The following is a 26,995-nucleotide window of genomic DNA, read 5'->3' as shown; positions in this document are numbered from 1 at the left end:
ACGGCACCGGACCGCATCGCAACGCCTCGCGCGCACACCTCTCTTTATTGGTCCGCTCGCCTACGGGGCGCCGGAAGCCGGTGTCCTGCTCACTCGGTGGCGATCGCCCGGAGTACGTCCAGCCGGGCCGCCCTGCGTGCCGGGCGCAGGCCCGCAAGTGCTCCCGCGGAGACGCCCACCAGGGCCACCACCATGAGTTGTACGGGTGGGATCGCGAAGGCGAAGGCGCTGTCGCTCGCGCCGTCCGAGGCCTTGACCAGCACCCAGCCCAGGAAGGCCCCCAGGGCGAGTCCGCCGAGGGTGCCGAAGGCGGCGACCAGGATCGACTCCCAGCGGACCATGGCCCGGAGTTGGGAACGGGTCTGGCCGACCGCCCTCAACAGGCCCAGTTCCCGGGTGCGTTCGTGGATCGCCAGGGTGAGGGTGTTGGCGATGCCCAGCAGGGCGATCAGGACCGCGAGGGCGAGGAGTGCGTAGACGAGGGTCAGCATCATGTCGATGCCGCCGGCCGAGGACTGGGCGTATTCGTGGCGGGTCTGGACCTGTGGGTTGCCGTATTGGGCCGCGACCTTCTCGACCGCCGTCTTGCCCTTGGCGGTGCTCACGCCGTTCTTGAAGGAGACGGCGACCAGGGTGTCCGAGTCCTGGGTGCGGTGCGGGGCCCAGGCGGCTCGGGTGATGACGTAGTCGCCGGCGAGTTCGGAGCGGCCGTAGACCGCCCGGACCGTGAAGGTCTCCTTCTTGCCGTCGGTGAAGGTGAGCCGGGTCCTGCTGCCGGTGGTGAGGTGGTGGCTGTCGGCCTCTGTTCTGGTGATGGCGATGCCGTCGGTGCCCAGAGCGCGGAGGGAGCCTTGGACCCTGCCCAGGTCGAAGGTGCGGGACAGGGCAGTGGGGTCGGTCACCGTCAACGCCCTTCCCCGGCCGTCGACTTCGGCCACTCCTCGGCCCAGGCCCACCGCCGTGTCCACCTCGGGCAACGTGGCGATGGCTCCGGCCAGTCGAGGGCTCATGCCGCTGCCGCCCGCGCCGAACGACGGGGTGCTGACCGCTACGTCACCGGCGAAGGAACGGGACACCGTCTGGTCCATCGTCGCTTTCAACGAGGCGCCGAACACGGTGAACAGGGACACCACGGCCACGCCGATCATCAGTGCGCTCGCGGTCGCGGCCGTTCGGCGGGGGCTGCGCAGGGCGTTGCGGCGGGCCAGGCCGCCGGTGACGCCACGCAGCCGGTCCAGGGGGCTGCCCAGGACACGTACCGCCGTGGAGGAGGCGACCGGGCCGAGGACCACGAAGGCCAGCAGGGCGAGGACGGCGCCAACTCCCGCCAGCAGCAGGGTCGGTGAGACCAGTACGCCGGTGAGGGTGGTCCCCAGTGCCAGGGCCGCCAGGGCCGTTCCGGTCAGCGCGCGGACGCGGGACGCGCCGGACTGGTCCACCGCCGTCTCGCGCAGGGCGGCCAGGGGCGCGGTGCGGCCCGCCCGGATGGCCGGCATGAGCGCGGAGCCCAGGCAGACGACGACGCCGACCGCGAGGGGGAGGGTCATGGAGAGCGGCCGGATCACCAAGTCGCCGCCCGGGAAGGGGAATCCGATCGCCGGGAAGAGGATCTTCAGGCCCGCGGCGATCCCGATGCCGCCCGCGAGTCCCGCGGCCGACGCCGCCAGGGCGACGATGCTCGCCTCGGTGACGGTCGCCGCGGTGACCTGGCGGCGGGATGCGCCGAGCGCTCGCAACAGGGCGTTCTCGCGGGTGCGTTGGGCGATGACGATCGCGAACGTGTTGTGGATGGAGAAGGTGGCGACCAGCAGGGCGATGCCGGAGAACACCAGCAGGAAGGTGGTGAAGACGGTCAGGAACTGGGAGGAGATCATGTCCGTGTCCTCCTGCGCCGACCGCTGACCCGTGATCGCCTCAACTCCCTTGGGGAGAATGGGAGTCAGGCGGTCGACCAAGGTCTGCTGGCTCACGCCGGGGCCCGCCCTCACCTGGATGGTCGACGCCTCCCCCGGCTTCGCGGTGAGGTACTTCTCGGCGTCGGACTGGGTCATGCCGGTGAAGGTCACCTGGGCCATGCCGTCCTCGCCGCCGAAGGTCGCGAGGCCTACGATCGTCACCTTGACGGGGTCCGGTGTGCGGAGGGTCGTCGTGTCGCCGATCTTCAGGTGACCCTTGTCGGCGGCACCCCGGTTGATGACAACCTCGCCCGGACCGGAGGGAGTTCGGCCCTCGGCGAGCCGGTACGGGTTGAGTTCCGGGTCGGTGATCCAGTTGCCGGCGAGCGTGGGCGGGCCCTTGCCGCCGATGGCCTTGCCGTCGGCGCCGACGAGTTGGCCCGCGCCCTGGATGTCCGGGACGGCTGCCGCCACGCCGGGGATTGCCTCGACGGTCCGGGCGAGGCTCGTGGGTACGGGTTGGCGGACTCCCTGGCTCTCGCCGGGTGTCGTGATGGCGTCGGCGCTGCGCACCACGGCGTCCGTGCCGCTGGTGGCGTCGCCGAACATGGTGTCGAAGTTGGCCCGCAGCGTGTCGCCCATGACAAGGGTCCCGGCGAGGAAGGCGACCCCGAGGAACACGGCGAGGAACGTACCGGCGAAGCGCCTTTTGTGGGATCGCAGGGAGGACATGCTCAGGCGCACGGACGCGTTCATGGCCTCACGTCCTCGAAGGCCTTCAGACGGTCCAGGACCTTCTCCGCCGTGGGTGATGCCATCCGGTCCACCAGGCTGCCGTCCGCGAGGAAGACGACCTCGTCCGCGTGGGCGGCGGCCACCGGGTCATGGGTCACCATCACGACCGTGCGATCGGTCTCTTCCACGGCGCGGCGGAGCAGGGCGAGGACCTCGCCGCCGGAGCGGGAGTCGAGGTTGCCGGTCGGCTCGTCGGCGAAGACCACCTCGGGCCGGCCCGCGAACGCCCTTGCCACGGCGACGCGTTGCTGCTGCCCGCCGGAGAGTTCGGACGGGCGGTGGTGGAGTCGGTCGCGCAGGCCGACGACGTCGACGAGCGCGTCGATCCAGTCCTGGTCGCCGCTGGTTCCGGAGAGGTCCAGGGGCAGGGTGATGTTCTCCGCGACGGTCAGCGTCGGCACCAGGTTGAACGCCTGGAAGACGAAGCCGACCCGGTCGCGGCGGAGCAGGGTCAGGCGTCGGTCGTCGAGGGAGCCGAGTTCCGTGTCACCGATGTAGGCGGAGCCGGAGGTGAGGGTGTCGAGACCTGCCGCGCAGTGCATCAGGGTGGACTTGCCGGAGCCCGAGGGGCCCATGATCGCGGTGAAGCGGCCGGCCGGGAAGTCGACGCTCACCCCGTCCAGGGCGCGTACGGCGGTGTCGCCGACGCCGTGGACCTTGACGGCGTCGACGACCCGGGCGGCCGTGCGGGTGGTGGTCACGGTGGTCATACGGGGCCGCCACCCTTGCCCGCGGCGCGGCCGAACTGCTCGTCCAGGACGGACAGCCGGCGCCAGTACTCGTCCTCGTCGATCTCGCCGGAGGCGAAGCGGCGGCCGAGGACGGCGAGCGGGGAGTCGCCGGTGGGGCGGGGGTCGGCCATCGCGCGCCACGGACCGCCGCGGCCGATTCCCCGACCGCGCCAGACGGTGCGGCGCAGGACGGTGACCACGCCGACCACTACGGCCGCCCAGATCAGCGGGAACAACAGGATCCACGGGCCGGGCCCGCCGCCGTGCCAGTTCGCCAGAGTCTGCATGTCGATACATCTCCAAGTAGTCCCGAGCCCCTGGAGGGGCTTCTGTTGACGTAGCCGTCGGCGGGAAGGGCTTCCGTCCGGTGTAGCCCTCGACGGGCTTCCCGCGATGTATCGAGACTCGCTCCGGGGAGGGGTCCAGGTCGTCGTACGGGCAGCGGCAGTGTGCGTACCTCCCGGGGAGTACGCACGTGCATCCCGGTTACTCCGTAGGGCCTCGACTTCTGTACCTACTAGTATGTACAGTCCACTCGTGAGCACCCCGGAGCGACTGATCGAGTCCACGCGCGAGCTGCTGTGGGAGCGCGGCTACGTCGGCACCAGCCCCAAGGCGATCCTGGAGCGGTCCGGCGCCGGGCAGGGCAGCATGTACCACCACTTCAAAGGTGGAAAGCCGGATCTGGCGCTGGCCGCGATCCGGCGGACCGCCGCTGAGCTGCGGGCGACCGCCGAGGCCGTCCTCGACGGTCCCGGCACGCCGTACGACCGGATCGAGGCGTATCTGCGGCGCGAGCGCGATGTGTTGCGCGGGTGTCCGGTCGGGCGGCTGACGATGGACCCGGACGTGATCGCCAGCGCCGAGCTGCGGGCGCCGGTCGACGAGACGCTCGACGCGATCCGTGAGCGGCTCGCCGGGATCGTCGAAGAGGGCAAGGAACAGGGGCAGTTCGGGCCGGAGCTGGACGGCGAGGAGATCGCCGCGACGATCCTCGCGACCGTGCAGGGCGGCTATGTGCTGGCCCGCGCCTCCGGCTCGCCGGCCGCCTTCGACACCGGTGTCCGGGGACTGCTCTCCCTTCTCTCGCCCCGATAGGAGCCCCGGTTCATGCACATCACCAGGCAGCGCCCCGACACCCGGCAGGGCCCGGCGGAGAACTTCACCGGCACGGTGTGGCTCGACGAACTCGCCGCGCCCGAACCGCCGTCCCGGCTACGGATGTTCAGCGTGCACTTCGCGCCGGGCGCGCACACCGCGTGGCACACCCATCCGCACGGGCAGGTGCTGCACGTCCTGGAGGGCGAGGGGCTCGTGCAGCGCAAGGGCGGTGCCGTGGAGGCGATCCGCGCGGGCGACACCGTGTGGATCGAGCCGGACGAGTGGCACTGGCACGGCGCCGCACCGCGCACCTTCATGACGCACATCGCGCTCGTCGAGGCGGCGGAGGACGGCACGACCGTCCACTGGCACGAGCACGTCGAGCCGGCGAACTACCCTGCCTGAGGGGGCACTTGATGCACGCGACGCAGTACGAACTGACCCTGCCCGCCGACTACGACATGGGCGTCATCCGGGGCCGGGTCGCACGGGTCGGGCATCTGCTCGACGACTGGGACGGGCTCGGCTTCAAGACGTATCTCCTGCGTGAGCGCGGAGTGCACGGTTCGCCGGTCAACCAGTACGCGCCGTTCTACCTGTGGAACACGGTCGAGGGCATGAACCGCTTCCTCTGGGGCGGCGCCTTCCAGGGGCTCGTCGACGACTTCGGGCGGCCCGAGGTGCTGGGGTGGTCGGGGCTCGCGTACGAGGAGGGTGGCGCGGCGGGTTCCCCGGCGGTCGTTGCCGTGCGGCGGCGTCAACCGATCGCGGAGGGTGGGGAGTTGGCCACCGTCATGGAGGACGCGGTGGGTGAGACACGGCGGTTGGCCGGTGAGGACGGCGCGGTGCTCGCGGCGGCTGCCGTCGACCCGCACCGCTGGGAGCTGGTCCACTTCTCGCTCTGGGAACACGACACGCCGAAGGCGGAGGGCGATGTGTTCCAGGTGCTGCATCTCTCGGCGCCGGGACGGGGCGTTCTTCCGCGAGGCCGGCAGTGGTAAGCACCGTCGTCCGTACGGTACTTGGAGATGTGGACCCCGGGCTGCTGGGCGTGTGCGACGCGCACGACCACCTCTTCCTCAGGAGCCCGCTCCTCCCCGGCCAGGAACTGGGCGACGCCACGGCCGCGCGGGCCGAGCTGGCCGCGTTCCGAGCCGCCGGCGGAGGTGCCGTCGTGCAGTGGACGCCGTACGGGATGGGGCGGCGGGTCGCCGATCTGCCGCTGCTGTCGCGGGAGACCGGAGTGCAGGTGGTCTGCGCGACCGGGCTGCACCAAGCGGCGCACTACAGCCCGGAGTTGCTGGAGAGCCTGCGCGGCAGGCTGGCCGAGGTCTTCGTCGGCGAACTGACCGAGGGCATCGGGCCGTCGGGCGTTCGCGCCGGACTCATCAAGGTCGCGGGCGGCTTCCACGGCCTCGACGCGCACGCCCGCTGGACGATGACCGCGGCCGCCGAGGCCCACCGGGCGACGGACGCGCCGATCGCCGTCCACCTGGAGGCGGGCACAGGCGCGCTCGACGTACTCGACCTGCTCTGCGACGAGTCGGGGGTCGCACCGCACCGGGTGATCCTCGGCCATCTCAACCGCTCCCCCGATCTCACGGTCCAGCGGCAGGCCGCCGCATCGGGTGCCTACCTGGCCTTCGACGGGCCGTCCCGCGCCCATCACGCCACGGACTGGCGGATGCCGGACGCGGTGCGGGCGCTGGCGGACGCCGGGTTCGGGGACCGGCTGCTGCTCGGCGGGGACACGGTGGTCGCCGGGGCACGGTCGGTGGACGGCGGTCCGGGGATGCCGTATCTGCTGCGGCGGGTGGGGCCTCGGCTCGCGGTGGAGGTGGGCGAGGAGCTGGTGGGGCGCATCCTCACGGAGAACCCCGCGCGGGCGTTCGCCCTGCACCACCCCTGAGAGACGTGATGTCCGCCGTGAACGACTGGTCGCTCGGGCAGGGGCTCGCGCAGTACGCGCTCTCTCCGGAGCCGGTCGTCGAGGGCTGACGCGGGACCGCTATGTTCGACGCGAACATCGAACATGTGGAGCCCGTGTGCAGACGACAGTGGAGCCGCCGAGCACGGCGGAGGCGGACGTCGCGACGACCGGCTGGCCCCGGTCCTGGCCGCTCATGCTGCTCGGCGCGGCCGTCGTCCCCGGGCTGCTGCTGTTCGCCGTCGGGCGGTGGCTGGACTCACCGGCCGTGCAGGCCTGGCGGACCGTGTGTCTCGCCATCACCACACAGGCGTTGCCCTTCCTGTTGCTCGGTACGGCGCTGTCAGGGGCGATCAACGCGTTCGTGCCGGCACGGGTGTTCACGAAGGTGCTGCCCAAGCGGGCCGGGTTCGCCGTGCCGGTCGCCGGGATGGCGGGGGTCGTGCTGCCGGGCTGCGAGTGCGCGTCGGTGCCGGTCGCGAACAGCCTGATCGGGCGCGGGGTCACCCCGGCCGCCGCGTTCGCGTTCCTGCTCTCCGCGCCCGCGATCAACCCGGTGGTGCTCACGGCCACCGCGATCGCCTTCCCGGCCAGCCCGGTCATGGTGCTGGCCCGGCTGCTCGCCTCGCTCGCGACCGCCGTGGTGATGGGCTGGCTGTGGCTCTGGCTGGGGCGCGATGAGTGGCTGCGGCCGGTCGCGCGGCACACCGGGCACCGGCCGGGACACAGCCGTTTCACGGAGTTCCGGACCGGTTTCCAGCACGACTTCCTGCACGCGGGCGGCTTCCTGGTCGTCGGCGCGATGGCGGCGGCGACCTTCAACGTGGCCGTACCGCGCTCCGTCCTGGACACCTTCGCCGGTTCGCCCTGGCTGTCGGTGCTGTTCCTGGCGGCGCTGGCGATCATCCTCGCGGTCTGCTCCGAGGCCGACGCGTTCGTGGCGTCCTCCCTCACGGGCTTCTCCCCCACGGCCCGGCTCGCCTTCATGGTCGTGGGCCCCATGGTCGACCTGAAGCTGATCGCCCTCCAGGCGGGCACGTTCGGCCGGGCGTTCGCGGTCCGCTTCTCCACCGCCACGACGGTCGTCGCGGTGCTGTCCAGCGCGCTGATCGGAGGCGTACTGCTGTGAGACGCCCACTCCAGGTGACCCTGCTCGTCCTCAGCGGCCTGGGCCTGCTCCACGCCTCCCTCTTCACCGACCTGTGCCTGCGCTACGTCAAGCCGAGCATGCGCCCGATGCTCGTCGCCTCGGGATTCCTGCTGATCCTGCTGGGCATCGCGGAGGCGTGGTCACGGGCACGGCAGCACCCGGGCGTGGATGACCACCCCATAGGCCAACACCACACCGAACACCCCGAAGAGCACGTGGGCCACAACCACTCCAAGGTCCCCCGCGTCGCCTGGCTGCTCTTCCTCCCCGCCCTCAGCCTCCTCTTCTACGCCCCACCCGCCCTCGGCGCCTACACCGCCTCCCGCGCCGCCACCAAGGCCGTCCCCGTGCGGGACGCCTTCGACCCGCTGCCCGCGACCTCGCCGCTGCCGATGACGCTCACGGACTTCACGACCCGCGTGCAGCAGGACCGCAAGCGGGCCATCAAGGGCCGGACCGTCCAGATGACCGGGTTCGTCACGCCCGACAAGGGGTCCGAGTACTGGGACCTGACCCGGATCATGATCTCGTGCTGTGCGGCGGACGCCCAGTCCATCAAGGTGCGGGTCTACGGCATCCCGGCCCTGTCCGCCAACACCTGGGTGACGATCACCGGGACCTGGCACGCGAGCGGAACCCTGGGGACGAGTTCCGCCGCCGCCGCGCTGAACGGCGTCACCGTCCAGAAGGTCGCCAAGCCGGTCAACGCCTACCAGGACGCCCTGCCGTTCGGGACCCCGCGCTGAACCGGACCACTGAGCCGGGCGACTCGGGAAGGCGGTTGAGCTAGGCCACCGAGATGTCCACGGAGGGGCGCAGTTTCGCCGCCGAGGCCAGCGCCTCGTGCAGGGGGTGAGTGTCGAAGGCCGACAACAGGGCCTCGTCCGCCGGGAGTTCGGACCCCGGGTAGGCGATCTGCTCGTAGGCCGCCTGGAAGCGCGGGCCCCAACGACGGGCTCCCAGGCGGGCCGTACGGGAGCAGTTGTCGACCATGTGGGCCACGTCCCGGGCGTGCATGTACGGCAGCAGGGAGTCGACCGCCTCGATGACGGACTCGTTGACGATCTCCGACCAGGGGTGGCCGCGCTCGGCGAACTCGTCGACCTGGGCGGTCATCGTCGCGACGAACACCCCGGCGGTGAACGGCTCGACGGGCAGGGCGCGTTCGGCCCGGCGCGCCCGCACCTCCGCCCCCGCCGCCCACATCGGTGAGCCGCCGATCCCGCTCATCTCCCGTGCGCCGAGCCGCCGTTCGGCCAGGACGACACTGCGCAGCTCGGTGCCGTCGGCGACCTCGTCGTAGATCTCGGCGACGATCTCGCGGGCGGGGCCGTAGGTCGCGCAGTAGGCGCGGTCGAAGACCTCGCGTCCGGCCGGGGTCAACTCCTCGCGGACGGCGCGGAGTCCCGCGCGGGAGATGGTGCGGGCGATGGGCCCGGTGACGTTCTCGCAGGACCGCTCGTACGCGGTCACCGCGTCGTCGCCGGTCAGACGGTAGCGCGTGAAGAGGCTCTCGACGATGCCGTGGACGGCGCCGAGGAGGATGGCGCGTTCGCCGACGATGTCGGAGCGGTACTCGCTCTCCAGGGTGGTGCGGAAGGTGTACGGCGAGCCGAGTGCGACCGACCAGCCGAGCGCGCGGTCGGTGGCCCTGCCGTCGGGGTCGGCGTGGACGGCGTAACTGCTGTTGATTCCGGCGCCGTTGATCTCGGCGCCCTGTTCGTAGAGCCTCCGTACGGAGTCGCCCATGCCCTTGGGGCAGACGGCGATGACTCCGTGTCCTGACGGGAACTCCCCGCCCGTTTCCCGGAGATGACCGAGCAGGAACCCGTGCGAGAGGCCGATGGTGGCCCCGGGCCCGAGGGCCGCGAAGATCTCCTCGTGGTGGGCGGCTAGGGCCGCGTCCGCGATGAGCAGGATCACCAGGTCGCTGTCGGCGGTGACGGCGAGCCAGTCGCCGAGCGAGCCGTCCTCCTCGGTGAAGCCGTGCGCGCGGGCGTCGGCCGCTGATGCCGAGCCGGGACGCAGGCCGACGCTCACCCGGATGTCCGTGCCGGCGAGGGAGTCGCGCAGGTTGCGGGCCTGGGCCCGGCCCTGCGGACCCCAGCCGATGACGCCGATGCGGCGGACGCCGGCGAAGGCCCGCGGGAGCAGCGGGAAGAGGTGCCGGCCACCGCGCAGGATGGTCTCCGTGCCGCCGGGCACGTCCATCGTTTCGAGGGCGAACACGGCGGAGGTGTACGTGGTCGAGGTCATGGTGGAGTTGTAGGCTCCGGGCGGGCGTTGCGGCAAGCGCAACCTGCGCAGCGGCCTGTTGCGCCAACTGAAAGGGCCAGGTCACGGCATGCGGGACAACCATCGGGAGCTTCGGCTTTTTCTGCATCTGGCGCAGACGCTGAACTTCGGGCGGACGAGTCTCGACTGCCATGTCAGCCCGGCGACGCTGACCCGGACCGTGCAGCGGCTGGAGGCGGACCTTGGACACCGGCTGTTCGACCGGGGCGCGCGCGGGGTCTCCCTGACCGCCGAGGGCCACCGCTTCCGTGAATACGCCGTCCGGTCACTGGAGTTGTGGCGTGCCTATCGCGAGGAGCATCCCGACCCGGCCGAACTCACCGGCGGACTGGCCCTGTTCGCCACGGTGACCGCCTGCCAGGCCCTGCTGCCCGACCTGTTGGCACCCTTCCGGTCCGCGCACCCTTAGGTACGGCTCGACCTGCGCACCGGCGACGCGGCGGCCGCGCTGGCGCGCCTCGACGAGGGCGAGGTCGACGTGGCGGTCGCGGGCATCCCGGCCCGGCTCCCGGAATCACTGGTGAGCCGCACGGTCGCCGTGACCGAACTCGTCCTGGTCACCGCCCTCGACCGTCCCGACCCGGAGCTGACGGGCCCGTTCGTGCTTCCCCACCGCGGTCTGGTCCGCGAGGCCGCCGACCGCTGGTTCCGCAGCCGGGGCACCGTCCCTGACGTGGCCTGCGAACCGGACGGCCACGAAGGCCTGTTGACCCTGGTCGCCCTCGGCTGCGGAACGGGCGTGGTACCCCGCCTGGTCCTGGACCACAGCGCCGTACGGGAACGGCTGGAGGTGATCACGGCGAGCCCGCCCCCGGAGCCGTTCCCGATCGGCCTGTGCGTACGAAGAACAGACCTACGCCGCCCCTTGGTGGCAGCTCTGTGGAGCCTGACGGGGCCGTAGAGCAACGCCCTCTGCTGAAGCGCCCCGAAAGGGGCGCGGGGAACTGCGCGCCCAGCCACGACGGGGCCGCACCGAACCACGACGCACACGGCCCCGAGACCCCCGCGGAGCGCCGCCGCTCAGTCCAGGTCAACCGGCCCGTCGTTCTTCTTCTCGTCCTTCTTGGACTGCAACTGGAGCAGGTTCTTGACCTCGTCACCGGGCCGACGCCCGTCCGGGTCCGCCCCACTCAGATTCCCCCGCACCGAGTCGAGGATCGTCAGCCCCTGCGAGACCAGGCCCGCGGCGATCTCGCCCAGCCCGTCCGCCCCGTTGAGGACATTGACGTTGGCCCCCGCGAGGCCCCCCGCCGCTTCCTTCACGATCTGCGGAAGCTGGTCGATGAGCATCCGGTCCAGCGCGACGCGGTCGTACGACGCCGCCGCCTCCGCCTGGATCTTCATCCGGTCCGCCTCGGCGATGGCAAGCAGCTTGATCCGCTGAGCCTCCGCCTCGGCCGGCTTCACGATCTCGGCGACAAGCTGCTGCTGGCGCAACTCGGCCTGGCGCTGGGCCAGTTCGGTCTGCGCGGCCAGCACCTCCTGCTGGGCGTGGGCCTGCGCGAGCGGCCCGGCCTGCGCGGCCTGCGCCTGCGCGCGGTCGACCTCGGCCGAGTACTCGGCCTTGACGACCGCGGTCTGCCGCGCGTACTCCGCCTGGTTGCGGGCCGCGACCTGCTCCGCCTCGACCGACGCCTGGGTGGCCTGCGCCTGGGCGATCTGGGCCTGCCGCTGGATGGCCGCCTTGTGCGGTGCGGACATGGCCTCGATGTAGCCGACCTCGCCGTCGTCGATCGACTGGATCTGGAGCGAGTCGACGATCAGGCCGATCTTGGCCATCTCGACCTTCGATGTGTCCAGCACCTCGGCGGCGAGCTTCTGCCGCTCCGTGACGATCTCCTCGACCGTCATCGAGCCGATGATGGACCGCAGGTGACCCGCGAAGATACGGCCGGTCAGCACCGACATCTGGTCCTGGTCGGAGAGGAAGCGCTGGCCCGCGTTGATGATGCTCTCGGTGTCGTTGCCGACCTTGAACGCGATCACGGCGCGGACGTGCAGCGCGATGCCCTGCCGGGTCACACAGGTCTCGGTGACCTCGGCCTCGCACATCGACAGCGTGAGGAAGCGGGTCTTGCGGAACACCGGCAGCACGAACTTTCCGTGCCCCGTCACCACTCGGAACGGCGCGCCCCCCAGTCCCCGCCTGCCACCCGAGATCAGCATCGCCTCATCGGGGGCGGGGACGCGGTAACCGAACATGTCTTGCTCCTCACTCTGCGCGGACGGGGTCGCCGTCCAGCGCGTCCAATGGATCCGCCCACTCGATGACGTGCACGGCACGCCGTCCACGGGACTCGATCACGAGCACCTTGGCCCCCGTGGGCAGGGGATCATCCGACCAGGCCAGGAAGGTTTCGGAACCGCCCCGGACCCGCACGAGGATCTCGCCGGGGCCCGCACTCCCCCGGGTCTCGATGATCACCTCTCCCGTGCATCCGATCACGGCCTCGTCCTGCGGCATCACCGGCCGCCTCCATCCTCTGGCCTTAGGTTTCCGACGATAGACCCACTCGGGTCACGGACCCAACGGGCCCGCCACACACCTTTTCCACGGCGTCCGCCGGGCGGCTCCGCGCCCGGTCAGGACAGTGCGCCCAGCGGGTCGTCGAGGACCGGCTGCCACGCCAACTCGGCTGCTCCGACCAGGCTGTTGTGGTCCAGGGTGCAGGCGAGGATCGGCACGCCGCCGCTCTGCCCCCACAGGCTCCGGTCGGCGACGACCGCGCGCAGCCGGTCCGGGTCGGCGTCCAGGAGGGTGCGGTGCAGTCCGCCGAGGATGATCCGGTCCGGGTTGAGGATGTTGACCAGCCCGGCCAGGCCCTGTCCGAGCCGGTCGATCAGTGCCTCGGCGGCCTCCCGGACGGACGGGTCGTCGTAGTGGTGGCGGATCAGTTCGTTCGACTCCTGGAGCAGGGACACCTCGGGCCCCGGCTCACGACCCGCGGCGGTGAGGAAGGCGAGCGGGTCGGCCTCGACGTCGAGACAGCCCCGGCTGCCGCAGTAGCAGGGGCGCCCCTCAGGGTTCACGGTGAGGTGCCCGACCTCGAGCGCGAGGCCCGAACTCCCGGTGTGCAGACGCCCGTCGAGCACCAGCGCGCCGCCGACACCCCGGTGTCCGGTCGCCACGCACAGCAGGTCACGGGCGCCCCGGCCCGCGCCGTGCCGGTGCTCGGCGAGCGCGGCGAGGTTGACGTCGTTGCCCGCGAACGCGGGTCCGGTGAGACCGGCCGCGCGCACGCACTCGGCGAAGATCCGCCGCACGGGCGCGCCCGCGGGCCAGGCCAGGTGCAGGGGGTTCAGTGCCAGCCCGTCGGGCTCGGCGACGGCGGACGGTACGGCGAGTCCGGCGCCCACGCAGCGCCGGCCGGTCTCGCGCAGCAGATCGGCGCCGGCCTGGACGACCGAGCCGAGCACCTTCGCCGGGTCGGCGTCCACGGCCTCGCAGCCGGGTGCGGTCGCCACGATCCGGCCGCCGAGCCCTACGAGCGCGGCGCGGAAGCCGTCGGCGTGCACCTGGGCGGCGAGGACGACGGGGCCGTCCTCCGCCAGCGCGAGCCGGTGCGAGGGGCGGCCCTGCGAACCGGCCGCGGCGCCGGGGCGGGCGTCGACCCTGATCAGGCCCAGCGCCTCCAGTTCGGCGGCCACCGCGCCTGCCGTCGCCCTGGTCACGCCGAGTTCGGCGGTGAGGACGGCGCGGGTGGGGGCGCGGCCGGTGTGCACGAGCTCCAGCGCGGGGCCGAGGGCTCCGCGGCCCCGGTCCAGTCGCGCTCTTGAGGTGGTCCCATTCCCCGCCGGCCGGGGGTCCGCCTTGCCGCTCATGAGGGCGAGTCTCCCATGATCCGCGGAGGGGGTGACCCTGAGTGCCACACGGTCCGCTCGGGTCGTGTGCACGGTGCCGGCCGGTGGGGCCGATCGCGCCCACGCGGCGGAGCCGCCTGCCGATACAGCCCCGCGCCCCTAGAACCCGCTCACCCTGAGCGTGACATTCAGCCGGCCCTTCAGTCCCAACTCCCCTGGCGCCGTGCCTTCGTAGACCCTCGGCACGCCGTGGTACGCCAGCCGTGACGCCCCGCCGAACACGAACAGGTCGCCGCTCCTCAACTCGACGTCCGTGTACGGCTTGGTGCGGGTCTCGGGGTTGCCGAAGCGGAAGACGCAGGTGTCGCCGAGGCTGAGGGAGACGACGGGGGCGTCGGAACGTTCGTCGGCGTCACGGTGCATGCCCATGCGGGCGTCGCCGTCGTAGAAATTGATCAGGGCGATGTCGTACGGCGCTGTCGGCGCCCCCAGTGCGTCGGTGACCGCTCGCTGCGCGAGGTCGTCGAGCCAGGCCGGGAAGGGTTTCACCGGGGTGCCGTCGCCGTCGGTCACCGTGCGGGCGTAGGCGTACGGGTACCAGTGCCAGCCGAGGCAGACCTGGCGGGCGGTCATCGTGCCGCCGCCGGGGGTGCGGACCGTGCGCAGGCCCGCCGGGGGTCTGGCCCACTCCCGGCAGGCGGTCAGGAGGTCGCGCTGCCGGTCCGGGTCCAGCCAGTCCGGGACGTGCACCGCGCCCGGCGCGATCTCCGTGCGGGCCCTCGGAAAAAGCTCGGCGTCCATGGCTCCATCCTGCCCCGACCGGCCGTGAGCTGGGACTCGGTTAGCCTTGGCGCACGATGGACGACCATATCGACCGAATGACGACTCCGTGGGGCGACCGCGCCCTGTCCCGCTTTCCCGAGGACCCCCGCGACCGGCTGCGCGCCTGGGACGCCTCCGACGAATACCTTCTGCGGCAGCTCGCGGAACAGGACACCCCGCTGTCCGGGACGGTCGTGATCGTCGGCGACCGCTGGGGCGCCCTGGCCACGGCGCTCGCGGAGCACCGTCCGGTGCAGATCACCGACTCGTTCCTCACCCAGGAGGCGACGAGGGCGAACCTCGCCCGCAACGACGTCGACGCGGATTCCGTACGGCTGCTCACCACCCAGGATCCGCCGCCCGAGCGCGTGGACGTGCTGCTGGTGCGGGTGCCGAAGAGCCTCGCGCTGCTGGAGGACCAGTTGCTGCGGCTGGGGCCCGCGGTGCACGCGGACACGGTGGTCATGGGCACCGGCATGGTGAAGGAGATTCACACCTCGACGCTGAAGCTGTTCGAGCGGATTCTCGGCCCGACCCGGACCTCGCTGGCCGAGAAGAAGGCCCGGCTGATCCACTGCACGCCCCGGTCGTCGGCGTCCCGTGCCGCCAACCCCTGGCCGCACAGCTACGCCCTGCCGGACGGCATCGGCACGGTCTCGGGGCGGACCGTGGTCAACCACGCGGGGGTGTTCTGTGCCGAACGCCTCGACATCGGCACCCGTTTCTTCCTCCAGCACCTGCCCGAGGGCCGCGGTCCGTGCCGGGTGGTGGACCTCGGGTGCGGCAACGGAGTCGTCGGTACGGCGGTGTCGCTGGCCGACCCGGAGGCCGAAGTCCTGTTCGTGGACGAGTCGTTCCAGGCCGTGGCCTCGGCGGAGGCGACGTACAAGGCCAACGGGGTGCCGGGGCAGGCCGAGTTCAGGGTCGGGGACGGCATGGTCGGGGTGGCGGCCGACAGTGTGGACCTGGTGCTGAACAATCCGCCGTTCCACTCCCATCAGGCGACGACGGACGCGACGGCCTGGCGGATGTTCTCCGGGGCGCGGCGCGCGCTGCGGCCCGGCGGTGAGCTGTGGGTGGTCGGCAACCGGCATCTCGCCTACCACGTGAAGCTGAAGCGGCTGTTCGGCAACAGTCAACTCGTGGCCAGCGACGCCAAGTTCGTGGTCCTGAAGGCCGTGAAGAGGTAACGGCCTCAGCTGAGCACCGCGATGATCCGGGTCACCGCCCCGGCCATCGCCTCCCGGCCCACGCTCAGGTACTTACGGGAGTCGACCGCCTCGGGGTGCGCCGCGAGAAAGGTGCGGATGGCGCCGGTCATCGCCTGGTTGAGGGCGGTGCCCACGTTGACCTTGGTGATGCCGCCGGCGACGGCCGCGGTCAGTTCGTCGTCGGGGACTCCTGAGGAGCCGTGCAGGACGAGCGGGACCTCCAGGCCGGCGGCGAGCCGCTTGAGGAGGTCGTGGTCGAGGGTGGCCGTGCGGGTGGTCATGGCGTGCGAGCTGCCGATGGCCACGGCGAGCGCGTCCACACCGGAGTCGGCGACGAAGGCGCGGGCCTGGGCGGGGTCGGTGCGGGCGCCGGGTGCGTGGGCGTCGAGGGGCGGTTCGCCGTTCTTGCCGCCGACCTCTCCCAACTCGGCCTCGATCCACAGCCCTTGGGCGTGTGCCCAGTCGGCGGCGGCACGGGTCGCGGCGAGGTTGTCGGCGTAGGGCAGGCGGGCCGCGTCGTACATGACGGAGCTGAATCCGGCTCCGGGTGCCTGGCGCAGCAGGTCGTCGCTCTGGACGTGGTCGAGGTGCAACGCGACGGGCACGGCGGCCCGTTCGGCGGCGGCGACGGCCGCGCGGGCGAGCGGGAGGAGGCGGCCGTAGCGGAACTTGACGGCGTTCTCGCTGACTTGGAGGACGACGGGGGCCTCGGCGGACTCGGCGCCCGCGATGACGGCCTCGACGTGTTCCAGCGTGATGATGTTGAAGGCGGCGACGGCGGAGCGGGTGGTGGCGGCGCGGGTGACGAGTTCGCCGGTGGTGACGAGGGGCACGGCCTGTCCTTTCCTGTCCTGGAGTGCCGGGGGTTCGGGCGTCAGGGGGCGAGGATCACCGAGCGGGTGAGGTGGCGCGGGCGGTCGGGGTCGAGGTCGCGGTGGGCGGCGACGGCGACCGCGAGGCGCTGGGCGCGGACGAGTTCGGCGAGTGGGTCGAGGCCGCCGTCGATCCACAACCCGCCGGTGGCGCCCACCTGTTGGGCGAGTCCTTCGGGTGCCTCGCCGAACATCCAGGTGGCGGTGCCACGGGTGGTGATGCTGATCGGGCCGTGCCGGTACTCCATCGCCGGGTAGGCCTCGGTCCAGGACAGCGAGGCTTCGCGCATCTTCAGCCCGGCCTCGTGGGCGAGTCCGACGGTCCAGCCGCGGCCGAGGAAGGTGAACTGGGTGCAGGCGACGAGCTGTCGGGGCAGTTCGGCGGTGAGCGCGGTGCGGGCGTCGGCGACCACGGCATCGGTGTGCAGGCCGAGGTGGGCGCGGAGCAGGGTGACGGCGGTGGTCGCGAACCGGGTCTGCACGACGGACCGTTCGTCGGCGAAGTCGAGCACGACGACCTCGTCTGCGGACGCCATGACGGGTGTGTGCGGGTCGGCGGTGATCGCGGTGGTGCGGGTGCGCCCCCTCAACTGCCGCAGGAGGTCCAGGACTTCGGTGGTGGTGCCGGAGCGGGTGAGGGCGACGACGCGGTCGTACGTCCGCCCGTGCGGGAACTCCGAGGCGGCGAAGGCGTCAGTCTCGCCCTGGCCCGCGCCCTCACGCAGGGCGGCTATCGCCTGACCCATGAAGTACGAGGTGCCGCAGCCGACGATCGCGACCCGCTCCCCCGGCGCCGGCAGCACGTCCCGGAACTCCGGCGCCCGCGCCGCGGCGCGTATCCAGCACTCGGGCTGGCTGGTCAGCTCGTCCTCGACATACGTCATGGCGTACCCCTCCCCGTACATGCTTGTTCCTGCAAGATATAGCGAGCTTTCAAGCACAATCAAGCAATTGGACCGAGGGGTCGTGCGCTAGGGTCACGGTGGATCGAGGAACGGAGGGTGCGGATGTCGCGCGACGCCCGCTGGAAGGCGCTGCTGGACCTGCTCGTCGAGCGCGGCCGGCTCGACGTCGAGGAGGCCGCGGCCGACCTCGCGGTGTCGGCGGCGACGATCCGCCGCGACTTCGACCAGCTCGCCGAGCAGCAGATGCTGGTGCGCACCCGGGGCGGCGCCGTCGTGCACGGGGTGTCGTACGAACTGCCCCTGCGCTACAAGACCGCCCGGCACGCCTCGGAGAAGCAGCGGATCGCCAAGGCGGTCGCCGAACTCGTCGCGCCCGGCGAGGCGGTGGGCCTGACCGGCGGCACGACGACCACGGAGGTGGCCCGCGCCCTGGCCCTGCGCACCGACCTCGCCTCCGGCACCCCCGCGCTCACCGTCGTGACGAACGCGCTGAACATCGCCAACGAGCTCGCCGTACGGCCCCAGTTCAAGATCGTGCTGACCGGCGGGGTCGCGCGCCCGCAGTCGTACGAACTCGTCGGACCCCTCGCGGACGGGGTGCTCTCGCAGATCACCGTCGATGTGGCGGTGCTCGGTGTGGTCGCCTTCGACGTGACGCACGGCGCGGCCGCCCACGACGAGGCGGAGGCCGCGATCAACCGGCTGCTGTGCGAGCGGGCCGAGCGGGTCGTCGTCGCGGCGGACTCCAGCAAGCTCGGGCAGCGGGCGTTCGCCCGGATCTGCTCGGCGGAGTCGGTGAACACGCTGGTGACGGACACGGCGGTGGCGCCGGAGACGGTACGGCGGTTCGAGGACGCGGGGGTGCGGGTCGTCGCCGTGTGACGGCGGGGCCTCACCGGCGCCATCCCGGACACCTCGTCAGCGCCCGGCGAGGACCTCGAAGCGCAGGTGGGTGATGTCCGGCGACTCGCGCGACCAGAGCCGGCGGAGTTCGACGGGACCGCCGAGGTGGTCGAAGAGCCGCTTGCCCGCGCCCAGCAGCACCGGGACGAGCATGATGTGCACCTCGTCCAGCAGACCGGCGTTCAGGGCCTGTTGGGCGACGGTCGCACCATGGACCCCGATGTCTCCGCCGTTGCCGATCGCCTTGGCGCGGGCCACCGCGGACTCGATGCCGTCGGTGACGAAGGTGAACACGTCGGGGGCGACGACGTCCGCCGGATCGGGGGCGCGGTGGGTGAGCACGACACAGGGGACCTTCCCCACCGGCCCCCCGTCGCCCCAGCCGCCCTCGCCTTCGCAGACGTCGTAGGAGTGGCGGCCCATGAGGACGGCACCGACGCCGTCCGCCATCTCGGCGAGGACCTCGGCGTCGGTGTCGTGCATGTCCCGCACCCACTGGTGCAGGCGTTCGCCGCCGACGCCGAGGGGGTGGGCGCGGGTGTCGTCCGGGGCGGTGATGAAGCCGTCCAGGGACATGGACATTCCGGAGATCACTTTGTCGGTCATGCCAGGTAGACCGTCCGCGCCGCCGGAACTCATCGGCCGGCGCGGTCCCGGTCGTCATCCGACGGAGAGGTGCGGGACGCCGAGGGCCGGCGCCCCGCACCCGCTGGACCGTCAGCCGAAGACCTTCACGGCCTGGTAGTACGTCCATGCCGTGCTGGTGCAGGTGGTCGCGGTGGCACCGCTGTAGCCGGCGCAGACGCGCTTGAGGTCCTCGTAGAAGGCGCTGTCGAGCCGGGACTTGTTGGCGTCGAAGGCGTTCGCGGCCTTGTAGTTGCGGTAGCCGAAGTCGTGGCGGGCGCAGGAGGTGGCGAAGGGGAAGCCGAAGGGGTTGTCGGGCGAGTCGGAGCAGTAGTCGGTGGACCAGTCGAACCCGTAGGCGGACCAGGCGGTCTGGTTGGCGCGGGCCGCGGCCCAGAGGTTGTAGCTGGACGCGCTGGTCTGCGTCCAGCTGGAGAGGACCTGGGGCTTGTCGGCGGGAGCGGCACTGGCGGCGGTCGCGGTGGCGACGACGGCTGCCAGGGCCAGGGTCGAGGCGGCGAGACCGGTGGCGAGTCTGCGGTGCATCCAACACCTCCACGAGACCGCGATCCGCCCATCGGATCGCAGGTTCATGACAAGAGGATCGGCACGTGGACCCCCTCTTCACACCGCATGTGCCCGAATGACCCGTTAACTCTCGGGCGTGCCAGGCGATCGGGACGTGAACCCGGCGGGAGAGTCCGGCGCGGGGAGCGGAGTGCAGACCGGCAGCAGGGATGTTCAACTCCCCTGCTGCCGAACGAAGTTCACCTTCACACGATTGTCTCAGGACGGCGTCAGGGGCAGGTCGTCCGTGAAGGCGTTGACCGGTTGGGCGATGTTCCGGGTGGCGTGGACGTCGAGGGCCGCCGCCGCGGTTCGCGTGCCGAGCCCGCCGTGCGGGTGCCAGGTTCCGGTGACGGCCAGCCAGGTGTTGGCGGGCGGGGCCGGGGTGCCGTACATGTGGACTTTGACGGTCTGGGCGTCCGCCGCGCAGCAGGTGAAGATGATCCGGGTCAGGTCCCAGCCGCCGCCCTTGACCGGTGTCGCGAACCCGGTCATCTCGACGCTGCGGCCCTTGATGGCCAGCTCCTTGTCCTGCTGGACCCGGGTGGTGAAGTCCGTGAGGGTCATCGGCAGCGGCGAGGTCGCGGGCAGCGCGGCGAACCCCTTCTGCTTCTTGACGGTCTGGCTGCCCGCGTGGGAGGCCGTGTAGGCGCCGAGGGCGGGCGGCGCGTAGAAGAGGAGGCTGAGGGCGGGGAGGAAGAGCAGCCAGGCGATGCGGGGAGCGCTGGAGTGGTCGTGTCCGTGGCCGTGATCGTCCGTAGGGCCGTGATCGTGGCCGTGATCGTCCGCGTGGCCGTGGTCGTGGTTTTCCGTCTTCGCGGGTCCTCGGTCGAGCATCGCGTGTGCCAGGCCGAGGAGCAGGAGGAGGACGCCGGAGATGATCAGGAGCGGGCGGAGGCCCTCCTTGACGTAGCGCAGGTAGAGGTCCGTGAAGAGGGCGGTGTGCAGGAGGCCCAGGCCGGTCAGGATCAGGAGCGGTACTTGTGCGGTGCGCTTCACAGCAGGGCGCCTCCGATCAGGACACTGGCGGCCACGGCCACGACGGTGGTCGCGGTGGAGAAGCGCACCGCGAACGCCCTGCCGAAGGTGCCCGCCTGAAGGGCGATCAGCTTGAGGTCGACCATCGGGCCTACGACCATGAAGGCCAGCCGGGCGGTCGGCGAGAAGCCGGTGAGCGAGGCGGCGACGAACGCGTCGGCCTCGGAGCAGACCGCGAGGACGACGGCGAGACCGGCCAGGAACAGCACGGACAGCCAGGGCGAGCCGGAGAAGGTGTCGAGGACCGAGCGCGGGACGGTCACGTTGAAGGTGGCCGCGGCCATGGCGCCCAGCACGAGGAAGCCGCCGGCGTGCAGGAAGTCGTGCTGGAAGCCGAGCCGGAACTCCGTGAAACGGCTGTGGCCGGACTGGTGTCCGGTGTGCCGCACGACGGGCCGCAGCCACTCCTCGCGCCCCAGCCAGAGCCAGAGCCAGCCCATGACGGCGGCGGTGGCGAGCGAGGCGAGCAGCCGGGCCAGCACCATGGCGGGGCTGCCCGGGAAGGCGACGGCGGTGGCGGTCAGCACGATCGGGTTGATGGCGGGCGCCGACAGCAGGAACGCGAACGCGGCGGCCGGGGTGACACCCCGCCGGATCAGGCTGTTGGCGACCGGCACGGACGCGCATTCGCAGCCGGGCAGGACCGCTCCCGCGACCCCGGCGACCGGCACGGCGAGCGCGGGGTGCTTGGGCAGCACCTTGGTGAACAGGTCCGCCGGGACAAAGGCGTTGATGGCCCCGGACAGGGCGGTGCCCAGCAGCAGGAAGGGCAGTGCCTGCACGGTGATGGCCAGGCAGACGGTCCGCCAGGCCGCCACGGCGGGGTCCTTCAACCAGGGCGTTCCCGACAGCACGAGGACGGCCGCGGCCAGGGCGAGCGCGCTCACGACCGCCGCGGTCGGCGGGGGCCTGCGGAGAAGGCGGCGCCGTCGCTCGGGTGGGCGGACGGCGGCCGGGAGCACCGTCTCCGTCACATCAAGCAGCTCATCCGTTTTTGGCATTTTTGCTCCGAATGTCTGATGTTGTGACCGAACATAGCGAGGAGTACGGCCGCTGCCGCGCCCACACGCCGTCAGGACCGCAGGTCGGGCCGCGGGGTTCGGGAGAGTACGGTTCCGGTGTGATCAGCCGACTGCCCGTCACGCTCGTCCGCGCGTGTCTGCGGGATGGGCGGGGCGGGAGCCCGACGGCGGTACTGGACGAGACGCCGCTGAGCGACGACGAACGGCGCCGGGTGCCGGTCCTCGCCGGGACGTCGCACGCCGTCTTCGTCGCCGGGCACGGATCGGCCGTGTCCCTGCGCTTCTTCACCGCCGAGGGCGAACTGCCCGCGTGCGGCCACGGCACGGTCGCCGCGCTGGCCTTCCTCGCGGAGCGGGCCGGAGGTACGGAGTACCGGGGCACCCTGCGGGCGGCGGGGCGCGACTTCGCCGGGTGGGCCGTGCGGGAGGAAGCGGTCTTCCGGGCCGGCTTCGAGTCGGGGCCCGTCGCACTGCGCGAGCCGACTGCTGCCGAGTGCGGGCTCGTCCTGCCCGCGCTGGGCGTCACCCCGGACACGCTCGCTCCCGGTGCCCGGGTCGCCTCGGTCGGGCGGGCGCGGCTGCTGGTACCGGTGACGACGCGAGCCGCGCTCACCGCGCTCGACCCGGACTTCGGCCGACTCGGCGCGGCCTGCGACCGGTTGGGGTTCCTCGGCTGTTACGTCTACTCGGCGGAGGCGGGCTCGGGCCGGATCGCGGCACGCATGTTCGCGCCGTCCATCGGTGTCCCGGAGGACATCGCGAACGCCAACAGCACGGCCTGCCTCGCCGCCGACCTGGCCGACCGGGGCATCACCGCGATCACCGTCGACATGGGCGACTCGCTCGGCGCTCCCGCCACGATCAGCGCGTCGGCGCGGGGCGGTTCAGCGGTGCGGCTGGGCGGTGCCGCCGAGGTCGTGGGCGTGGACGTCATCCAGCTGTCGTAGGGGGTCATCCAGCTGTCGTAGGGGTCTCCGGCCCGGCCGTCTCTCCTTGATCGGCTGAGGGTACGGAGGGTGAGCGCGGCATGATGGGCCGTATGCGCATTCGTATCGACGCCGTCGAGCTGCCCGGCCGTACCTTTCCCGCTCCTGCCGACAAGCCCGTCGCGACGTACGACAACGTCCATGTCGCCGTGCAGCGCCGGGACCGGCCGGCCGAACTCCTCGCACCGCAGCCGGGGGACGCCGCGTCCGCGACCTGGACCCTGGAGTGCGCGGCGGAGGCCACGCCGGACGGCATCGTGGTCACAGGCCCCTATGTGCAGCACCGGATGGGCCTGCGGTTCGTGTACCTGTCGTGGGGGACGGTCGACACGGCCGGGGTCTTCACCATGTTCCGGCGCGCCAAGCTCATGCTCGACTCCGTGCCGGACGAGGTGCTGGCCGCCGCCGCGCCCGACGGGCTGCTGGTGGGGCGGCTCGGGCTGACCGACGCGCACGGCGGCCCGTTGTGCGCGCGGGTCGATCCCCCGCACATCACCTGGACCGCCGAGAGCGTCGTCAGGCCGTAGCCCTCTGTCAGGCGTCCGAGTCCTTCTTGTTCGTCGCCGCCCGGTACGCCTGGGTCGGGGTCATCGGCACGCCGTTGAGACTGACCGTCTTGTAACGGCTCACCTTGGCGCAGGACTTCGACTGGTCGGCGGTCGCGGCCTGGGCGTTGGACGTGGCCGCCTTGGTGTCGGCGGGCGCCGGGGACGAGCCGCCGCCGGGGTACGTCGTGCCGCTGGGCCAGTCCGTGCCGATCACCAGGGTCAGGCCGGTGCCGGTGCCCTGCTTGAGGTGCGAGGAGGCGAGGCCGATCGCCTTGGCCACCGTCTGTGCCTCGGCCTTCTGACCTGAGCCGTAGGTGAGCGTGGTCGAGGTGGCGCTGACGGATGCGTTGCCCGTGGTGGTGCCGGAGCTGAAGCCGCCGTCTATCAACGAGGTGGCGACCGTGGAGGCGCGCCCGCTGATGCTGGTGCCGTTCTCCACGGTCACGGCGATCTGCGCGGCGGGGACGGCCGCCGCCGTGGCGGTCGCGGTGGCCGCCGCCGACTTCTTGCCGTTCGAGCTGGTCAGCGACTGGTCGTTGGCGATCGTCGCGAACAGGCTCTTCGCCGCCGCCGCGGGCACCACACGGTCGGCGTTGCTCGGATCGGCGCCGGTCTGCATCGTGGTGAACGTCATGCGCTTGGTCGGGACCTTGTCGAGGTCCGCGGCGAGCCCGATCAGCTTCTTCACGGTGCCGAGGCCCGTATCCACGGTGAGCGCCTTGGTCGCCGCGTCGGCCAGGTTGTAGACCGCCGTGGGGTCGGTGAGCGTGCCCGCGCTCTTGAACTTGCGGATCATCGCGCTCAGGAACAGGTGCTGGGAGACGGTACGGCCGAGGTCGCTGCCGTCGCCGAAGCCGTGCCGGGAGCGGACGAACTCGAGCGCCGCCTGGCCCTTGAGGGTGTGGGTGCCCTTGGCGAGCTTCAGGTGCGAGTAGGTGTCGTAGACGTCGGCGTCGACGCACACGGAGACGCCGCCGACCGCGTCGGACATCTTCACCACGCCGGAGAAGTCCATCTGGACGAAGTGGTCGATGGTGATGCCGGTGAGCTGGTGGACGGTCTTGACCTGGCACTCCTGGCCGTACTGGAGCGCGCTGTTGATCTGGCCGTAGTAGCCGGCCGTCGACTGGCTGCTGTCCGGGTCCTTGCAGGCGGGGACCTGGGTCATGGTGTCGCGCGGGATGCTCATCACGGTGGCGTTCGAGCGGTCGGCGGAGATGTGGACCACCATCTCGACGTCCGCGTTGCCGTTGCCGGTCTGGACGCCGGTCGACGAGCAGCCGCCGCCGAGCTTGCAGTCGGTGGCGCTGCTGCGGGCGTCGCTGCCCATCACGAGGAGGTTGATCGGCGTGCGGCCGAAGGCGTCGGCCTTCTCCTTGCCGCCCGCGCCGTCGTCGATCGCGATGCTGTTGATGTTGCCGTTCAGGTGCTCGTAGAACCACCAGCCGCCGCCCGCGGTCGCCAGGATCAGCGCGGACAGGGATATCGCGCTGATCTTCAGCACCCGCTTGCCCCGCGGGGTCGGCTTGGCGCGGCGGCGCGTGTCGGTGCGTCCGCGTGCGCGGGACCCGCCGCGCGGGGCCTTGCGGGCCGCGGCGCGTGCGGCGGCCCGGCCGCCGGTGGGCAGGGGCTCGTCGGTGTCACCCGCACGCGGCCTGGGCACCCCTCGTGTGCGGCTGCGCGTGGCGTGTCCCACGGGGCCGTCCCCGAGGTCGGTCATCTGGCACTCCCACAAAACGGTCGGGCCGGTCGGGCCGTCGAAGCTGCGGCCTGGGGCTCGCGGCCGTGTCGGGTCGGGCGAGGCGGGGTTCCCGTCTCTCTTGCGTGGTTGCGCAATATAACAATCTCAGATGAGAACCCCGCAGGGCCTTTCTCATTTACGGGATATCCTTTTACGTCAAACTCGGTCAACTGAGCGGAATCCGTGCGGTGGTGATGGTCATCGGGGTACCGGTGACGGCGATGAGGTAGAAGTGCGGGTCCGGTCCTCCGGGCGCCCGCCGAAGACCGCCCGGTGGCCGTACGACGTAGGTCGCGGAGGCATGCGCGGCGAGGGTGTGCGGGCCGCCGGAGGCGGTCCACCAGTTGGAGGCGCCCTGACCGAATCGGCTGGCGAAGTGTGGGGTGAGCCGGGTGCCGGTGATGTTGACCACCCGGACCGCGAGGCGGGTGATGTCCCGGTGGCCGGCCCGCTCCACGAAGCTCGGTGTGACGTTCATCCGCAGCGGCGGCGCACTGGCCGCGGCGACCGTCGCGCACAGCACGGCGGGTGTGACGAGCGCCGCCGCGAGGACGGCCTTGGCGCGGTGCCCGGTCAGGTGCGGGATGCGGGGCCGCCAGGCCGAGGTGAGCGCGGAGGCGGGGACGGTGGCCGCCGCCGCGAGCCACAGCGGGGTCATCATCAGGAAGTAGCCGTCCTGGGACCGGGTGGCGAGGTAGAAGGGCAGCCAGGGCAGCACGGTGATCGCCGGGCCGAGCCGCCGCACGAAGAGCAGGGTGGCGGCGAGCAGGCCGAGCAGGAGCAGCAGGCTGGCGTAGGAGTAGTAGTCGAGGTGCCTGCTGCCCGCGGTGAAGTAGTACGAGATCCCCATGAGGCCCTGGCCGTGCAGGATCGCCTTCTGGGTGAGCGGGAGCAGCAGACCGTGCAGCCAGGTGGGGAAGTCCTGGGTGGCGAAGTAGGCGTTGACCGCGGCCCAGGTGAGGGCGGCGGTGCCGGTGTAGCGGGCGACCACGCCGAGGGCACTCCGGGGGCCGAGTTCGCCGCGGCGGACGGCGTGGAGGCCGACGAGGAGGAACGGCGTGAGGAACCAGGCGAGCTGCTGGCCGGCGCAGGCCGCGCCGAGGCAGAGGGCCTGGACCACTCCGGGCTGTCCGAGCCGGCCGCCGGCTCCGGTGTCGGTCCAGCGGACCACCACGGGGATCAGGAGGACCAGGGCGAGGACGGCCGGGTAGCCGGAGTAGGCGTAGCCGGGCAGGAGGCCGAAGCCGAGGCACACGGCGGTGGCACCTGACCGCCAGGGCGCGGGCAGCAGCCACCACAGCAGGACGGCACCCCCGAGCAGCGCGCCGGTGGTGACGAGGGTGGCGGCGGCCGTCGAGTGGACCACGGCGTACACGGGGGCGGCGAGCAGCGCGGCCAGGGGCGGATAGCCGTACGTGTAGTCGGCGCCTCCGGACATGGTCTTGGTGATGCCGACCGCGGATCTGTCGAAGAGCCACGGCCAGGGCTGGCCGTAGATCGGGTGTCCGCGCAGGATCTCGTGGGCGGCCTGCGCGGTGAGGACGCCCTCGTCGGTGCCCGCGTGGTTGAGCCAGTAGCCGCAGAGCACGAGGACGACGGCGAGCAGCAGGACGCCCGCGTCGACCCGGGTGAGGGCGCGCCGGGTGCGGGTGGTGAGGGCGAGGACGCCCGCGACCAGTATCCCGGCGTAGCAGACGGAGATGATCCCGGCGACGGGCGGATGGGAGGTCATCGCCTTCGTCCAGGCGTCGCGGGTGCCGATGAACAGACTGATCGCGGCGATCAGTGTCATCCCCCGGTGCAGCTGCTGCGGCGCGGCGGGGTCGGGTGCGAGCGGCCTGGCTCGCGGCGGACCGGCCGTGGCGGGCGCGTCGTGCGGCTTCAGCCGCAGACCACCGCCGGCACGGGGACCGTCATCCATGGTGTCCTTCTCCTCGTTCCGCCCCCGGCGATCGGCAGTTCACGCCGGGGTCACCTCCGCTACATGTCGTAGGAGAGGTGAAAGGGAGCGGCGAGGTTCATCGGAGGGAGGGAAGAGCCGGGCAAGAAAACGGTGGATCG

General features: G+C 71.8%; 26 protein-coding genes and 1 pseudogene. 11 read left to right on the top strand and 16 right to left on the bottom strand.

Features of this window, described 5'->3' with window-relative positions; genetic code table 11:
- Positions 1-89: 89 nt before the first annotated feature.
- From ACIRB1_RS27230 to ACIRB1_RS27220, 3 genes are read right to left on the bottom strand one after another with little or no spacing between them, the layout of a single operon-like run.
- Positions 90-2,651, bottom strand: coding sequence for an ABC transporter permease (locus ACIRB1_RS27230; protein WP_403467316.1), 2,562 nt, complete (start codon positions 2,649-2,651; stop codon positions 90-92).
- Positions 2,648-3,400 (bottom strand): ABC transporter ATP-binding protein, encoded by a 753-nt coding sequence (locus ACIRB1_RS27225; RefSeq protein ID WP_403467315.1) that lies wholly within the window; start codon positions 3,398-3,400, stop codon positions 2,648-2,650. Before ACIRB1_RS27225 ends, ACIRB1_RS27230 begins: the two co-directional genes overlap by 4 nt.
- Positions 3,397-3,708: an SHOCT domain-containing protein gene (locus tag ACIRB1_RS27220; protein WP_403467314.1), complete on the bottom strand. Its 312-nt coding sequence runs from the start codon at positions 3,706-3,708 to the stop codon at positions 3,397-3,399. The genes ACIRB1_RS27225 and ACIRB1_RS27220 overlap by 4 nt, the downstream gene beginning before the upstream one ends.
- A gap of 235 nt (positions 3,709-3,943) precedes the next feature.
- Between ACIRB1_RS27220 and ACIRB1_RS27215 the strand changes: the two genes are divergently transcribed.
- The 6 genes from ACIRB1_RS27215 to ACIRB1_RS27190 all read left to right on the top strand — a co-directional run bounded on the left by ACIRB1_RS27215 (position 3,944) and on the right by ACIRB1_RS27190 (position 8,345).
- The gene (locus ACIRB1_RS27215; RefSeq protein ID WP_403467313.1) at positions 3,944-4,519 is read left to right on the top strand and encodes a TetR/AcrR family transcriptional regulator; all 576 of its coding nucleotides are present in this window, start codon (positions 3,944-3,946) and stop codon (positions 4,517-4,519) included.
- Positions 4,520-4,531: 12 nt separating this feature from the next.
- Positions 4,532-4,927, top strand: a complete 396-nt coding sequence (locus tag ACIRB1_RS27210) for a cupin domain-containing protein (protein WP_403467312.1) — start codon at positions 4,532-4,534, stop codon at positions 4,925-4,927.
- A gap of 11 nt (positions 4,928-4,938) precedes the next feature.
- On the top strand, positions 4,939-5,523 hold the full coding sequence (locus ACIRB1_RS27205; RefSeq protein WP_403467311.1) for a DUF4865 family protein: 585 nt from the start codon (positions 4,939-4,941) through the stop codon (positions 5,521-5,523).
- The gene (locus ACIRB1_RS27200) at positions 5,517-6,431 is read left to right on the top strand and encodes a phosphotriesterase (RefSeq protein WP_403467310.1); all 915 of its coding nucleotides are present in this window, start codon (positions 5,517-5,519) and stop codon (positions 6,429-6,431) included. The genes ACIRB1_RS27205 and ACIRB1_RS27200 overlap by 7 nt, the downstream gene beginning before the upstream one ends.
- Before the next feature lie 136 nt (positions 6,432-6,567).
- Positions 6,568-7,578, top strand: a complete 1,011-nt coding sequence (locus ACIRB1_RS27195) for a permease (RefSeq protein WP_352179203.1) — start codon at positions 6,568-6,570, stop codon at positions 7,576-7,578.
- Positions 7,575-8,345 (top strand): TIGR03943 family putative permease subunit, encoded by a 771-nt coding sequence (locus ACIRB1_RS27190; RefSeq protein WP_403467309.1) that lies wholly within the window; start codon positions 7,575-7,577, stop codon positions 8,343-8,345. The genes ACIRB1_RS27195 and ACIRB1_RS27190 overlap by 4 nt, the downstream gene beginning before the upstream one ends.
- 40 nt (positions 8,346-8,385) lie before the next feature.
- Here ACIRB1_RS27190 and ACIRB1_RS27185 read toward each other — a convergent pair whose 3' ends face one another.
- Complete coding sequence (locus ACIRB1_RS27185) at positions 8,386-9,855, bottom strand: ketol-acid reductoisomerase (RefSeq protein ID WP_403467308.1); 1,470 nt, start codon at positions 9,853-9,855, stop codon at positions 8,386-8,388.
- A gap of 88 nt (positions 9,856-9,943) precedes the next feature.
- On the opposite strand from ACIRB1_RS27185, the pseudogene ilvY reads away from it, so the two are divergent.
- Positions 9,944-10,795, top strand: a pseudogene (gene ilvY, locus ACIRB1_RS27180) (HTH-type transcriptional activator IlvY).
- Between the two features lie 119 nt (positions 10,796-10,914).
- On the opposite strand, the gene ACIRB1_RS27175 reads toward ilvY, so the two are convergent.
- The 4 genes from ACIRB1_RS27175 to ACIRB1_RS27160 all read right to left on the bottom strand — a co-directional run bounded on the left by ACIRB1_RS27175 (position 10,915) and on the right by ACIRB1_RS27160 (position 14,496).
- Entirely contained in the window at positions 10,915-12,096 is a 1,182-nt protein-coding gene (locus tag ACIRB1_RS27175) for an SPFH domain-containing protein (protein WP_352179207.1), read from the bottom strand.
- Between the two features lie 10 nt (positions 12,097-12,106).
- A complete protein-coding gene (locus tag ACIRB1_RS27170; protein WP_352179208.1) occupies positions 12,107-12,358 on the bottom strand; it encodes a hypothetical protein in 252 nt (83 codons plus the stop codon).
- A 119-nt stretch (positions 12,359-12,477) separates the two neighbouring features.
- Positions 12,478-13,716, bottom strand: coding sequence for an ROK family protein (locus ACIRB1_RS27165; protein ID WP_403467307.1), 1,239 nt, complete (start codon positions 13,714-13,716; stop codon positions 12,478-12,480).
- 138 nt (positions 13,717-13,854) lie between these two features.
- Positions 13,855-14,496: an alpha-ketoglutarate-dependent dioxygenase AlkB gene (locus tag ACIRB1_RS27160; RefSeq protein ID WP_352179210.1), complete on the bottom strand. Its 642-nt coding sequence runs from the start codon at positions 14,494-14,496 to the stop codon at positions 13,855-13,857.
- A gap of 77 nt (positions 14,497-14,573) precedes the next feature.
- Here ACIRB1_RS27160 and ACIRB1_RS27155 point away from each other — a divergent pair, with 77 nt between their 5' ends.
- Positions 14,574-15,707 carry a methyltransferase gene (locus ACIRB1_RS27155; RefSeq protein ID WP_403467396.1) on the top strand — a complete coding sequence of 378 codons (1,134 nt, stop codon included), beginning with the start codon at positions 14,574-14,576 and terminating at the stop codon, positions 15,705-15,707.
- 5 nt (positions 15,708-15,712) lie between these two features.
- On the opposite strand, the gene ACIRB1_RS27150 is transcribed toward ACIRB1_RS27155, so the two are convergent.
- Together ACIRB1_RS27150 and ACIRB1_RS27145 are read right to left on the bottom strand one after the other, a co-directional pair.
- On the bottom strand, positions 15,713-16,561 hold the full coding sequence (locus tag ACIRB1_RS27150) for a ketose-bisphosphate aldolase (protein WP_403467306.1): 849 nt from the start codon (positions 16,559-16,561) through the stop codon (positions 15,713-15,715).
- 41 nt (positions 16,562-16,602) lie between these two features.
- The gene (locus tag ACIRB1_RS27145; RefSeq protein WP_403467395.1) at positions 16,603-17,484 is read right to left on the bottom strand and encodes an SIS domain-containing protein; all 882 of its coding nucleotides are present in this window, start codon (positions 17,482-17,484) and stop codon (positions 16,603-16,605) included.
- Between the two features lie 123 nt (positions 17,485-17,607).
- On the opposite strand from ACIRB1_RS27145, the gene ACIRB1_RS27140 reads away from it, so the two are divergent.
- On the top strand, positions 17,608-18,387 hold the full coding sequence (locus tag ACIRB1_RS27140; protein ID WP_352179212.1) for a DeoR/GlpR family DNA-binding transcription regulator: 780 nt from the start codon (positions 17,608-17,610) through the stop codon (positions 18,385-18,387).
- Positions 18,388-18,423: 36 nt separating this feature from the next.
- Here ACIRB1_RS27140 and ACIRB1_RS27135 read toward each other — a convergent pair whose 3' ends face one another.
- The 4 genes from ACIRB1_RS27135 to ACIRB1_RS27120 form a co-directional block, all read right to left on the bottom strand.
- Complete coding sequence (locus ACIRB1_RS27135; protein ID WP_352179213.1) at positions 18,424-19,014, bottom strand: dihydrofolate reductase family protein; 591 nt, start codon at positions 19,012-19,014, stop codon at positions 18,424-18,426.
- Between the two features lie 111 nt (positions 19,015-19,125).
- A complete protein-coding gene (locus ACIRB1_RS27130; RefSeq protein WP_352179214.1) occupies positions 19,126-19,578 on the bottom strand; it encodes a phospholipase in 453 nt (150 codons plus the stop codon).
- Positions 19,579-19,818: 240 nt separating this feature from the next.
- Positions 19,819-20,598, bottom strand: a complete 780-nt coding sequence (locus ACIRB1_RS27125) for a TIGR03943 family putative permease subunit (RefSeq protein WP_403467305.1) — start codon at positions 20,596-20,598, stop codon at positions 19,819-19,821.
- Positions 20,595-21,638, bottom strand: coding sequence for a permease (locus ACIRB1_RS27120; protein WP_403467304.1), 1,044 nt, complete (start codon positions 21,636-21,638; stop codon positions 20,595-20,597). The genes ACIRB1_RS27125 and ACIRB1_RS27120 overlap by 4 nt, the downstream gene beginning before the upstream one ends.
- Before the next feature lie 119 nt (positions 21,639-21,757).
- Between ACIRB1_RS27120 and ACIRB1_RS27115 the strand changes: the two genes are divergently transcribed.
- Positions 21,758-22,606, top strand: a complete 849-nt coding sequence (locus ACIRB1_RS27115; RefSeq protein WP_403467303.1) for a PhzF family phenazine biosynthesis protein — start codon at positions 21,758-21,760, stop codon at positions 22,604-22,606.
- A 92-nt stretch (positions 22,607-22,698) separates the two neighbouring features.
- Positions 22,699-23,172 carry a DUF5990 family protein gene (locus tag ACIRB1_RS27110; protein ID WP_403467302.1) on the top strand — a complete coding sequence of 158 codons (474 nt, stop codon included), beginning with the start codon at positions 22,699-22,701 and terminating at the stop codon, positions 23,170-23,172.
- Between the two features lie 7 nt (positions 23,173-23,179).
- Here ACIRB1_RS27110 and ACIRB1_RS27105 read toward each other — a convergent pair whose 3' ends face one another.
- Together ACIRB1_RS27105 and ACIRB1_RS27100 are read right to left on the bottom strand one after the other, a co-directional pair.
- The gene (locus ACIRB1_RS27105) at positions 23,180-24,913 is read right to left on the bottom strand and encodes an LCP family protein (protein ID WP_403467301.1); all 1,734 of its coding nucleotides are present in this window, start codon (positions 24,911-24,913) and stop codon (positions 23,180-23,182) included.
- Between the two features lie 187 nt (positions 24,914-25,100).
- Positions 25,101-26,855 (bottom strand): hypothetical protein, encoded by a 1,755-nt coding sequence (locus tag ACIRB1_RS27100; RefSeq protein ID WP_403467300.1) that lies wholly within the window; start codon positions 26,853-26,855, stop codon positions 25,101-25,103.
- Between the last annotated feature and the right edge of the window lie 140 nt (positions 26,856-26,995).

The sequence above is a fragment of the Streptomyces sp. NPDC096013 genome, assembly GCF_044763565.1.
Lineage (GTDB): Bacteria > Actinomycetota > Actinomycetes > Streptomycetales > Streptomycetaceae > Streptomyces.
This window is presented reverse-complemented; position numbering and strand designations above follow the sequence as displayed.

Bases quoted from the DNA above. Each gene is read 5' to 3' on its own strand.
- ACIRB1_RS27230 (WP_403467316.1), bottom strand. From the start codon at position 2,651: ATGAACGCGTCCGTGCGCCTGAGCATGTCCTCCCTGCGATCCCACAAA.
- ACIRB1_RS27225 (WP_403467315.1), bottom strand. From the start codon at position 3,400: ATGACCACCGTGACCACCACCCGCACGGCCGCCCGGGTCGTCGACGCC.
- ACIRB1_RS27220 (WP_403467314.1), bottom strand. From the start codon at position 3,708: ATGCAGACTCTGGCGAACTGGCACGGCGGCGGGCCCGGCCCGTGGATC.
- ACIRB1_RS27215 (WP_403467313.1), top strand. From the start codon at position 3,944: ATGTACAGTCCACTCGTGAGCACCCCGGAGCGACTGATCGAGTCCACG.
- ACIRB1_RS27210 (WP_403467312.1), top strand. From the start codon at position 4,532: ATGCACATCACCAGGCAGCGCCCCGACACCCGGCAGGGCCCGGCGGAG.
- ACIRB1_RS27205 (WP_403467311.1), top strand. From the start codon at position 4,939: ATGCACGCGACGCAGTACGAACTGACCCTGCCCGCCGACTACGACATG.
- ACIRB1_RS27185 (WP_403467308.1), bottom strand. From the start codon at position 9,855: ATGACCTCGACCACGTACACCTCCGCCGTGTTCGCCCTCGAAACGATG.
- ACIRB1_RS27175 (WP_352179207.1), bottom strand. From the start codon at position 12,096: ATGTTCGGTTACCGCGTCCCCGCCCCCGATGAGGCGATGCTGATCTCG.
- ACIRB1_RS27170 (WP_352179208.1), bottom strand. From the start codon at position 12,358: ATGCCGCAGGACGAGGCCGTGATCGGATGCACGGGAGAGGTGATCATC.
- ACIRB1_RS27165 (WP_403467307.1), bottom strand. From the start codon at position 13,716: ATGAGCGGCAAGGCGGACCCCCGGCCGGCGGGGAATGGGACCACCTCA.
- ACIRB1_RS27160 (WP_352179210.1), bottom strand. From the start codon at position 14,496: ATGGACGCCGAGCTTTTTCCGAGGGCCCGCACGGAGATCGCGCCGGGC.
- ACIRB1_RS27155 (WP_403467396.1), top strand. From the start codon at position 14,574: ATGACGACTCCGTGGGGCGACCGCGCCCTGTCCCGCTTTCCCGAGGAC.
- ACIRB1_RS27145 (WP_403467395.1), bottom strand. From the start codon at position 17,484: ATGACGTATGTCGAGGACGAGCTGACCAGCCAGCCCGAGTGCTGGATA.
- ACIRB1_RS27140 (WP_352179212.1), top strand. From the start codon at position 17,608: ATGTCGCGCGACGCCCGCTGGAAGGCGCTGCTGGACCTGCTCGTCGAG.
- ACIRB1_RS27135 (WP_352179213.1), bottom strand. From the start codon at position 19,014: ATGACCGACAAAGTGATCTCCGGAATGTCCATGTCCCTGGACGGCTTC.
- ACIRB1_RS27130 (WP_352179214.1), bottom strand. From the start codon at position 19,578: ATGCACCGCAGACTCGCCACCGGTCTCGCCGCCTCGACCCTGGCCCTG.
- ACIRB1_RS27120 (WP_403467304.1), bottom strand. From the start codon at position 21,638: ATGCCAAAAACGGATGAGCTGCTTGATGTGACGGAGACGGTGCTCCCG.
- ACIRB1_RS27110 (WP_403467302.1), top strand. From the start codon at position 22,699: ATGCGCATTCGTATCGACGCCGTCGAGCTGCCCGGCCGTACCTTTCCC.
- ACIRB1_RS27105 (WP_403467301.1), bottom strand. From the start codon at position 24,913: ATGACCGACCTCGGGGACGGCCCCGTGGGACACGCCACGCGCAGCCGC.
- ACIRB1_RS27100 (WP_403467300.1), bottom strand. From the start codon at position 26,855: ATGGATGACGGTCCCCGTGCCGGCGGTGGTCTGCGGCTGAAGCCGCAC.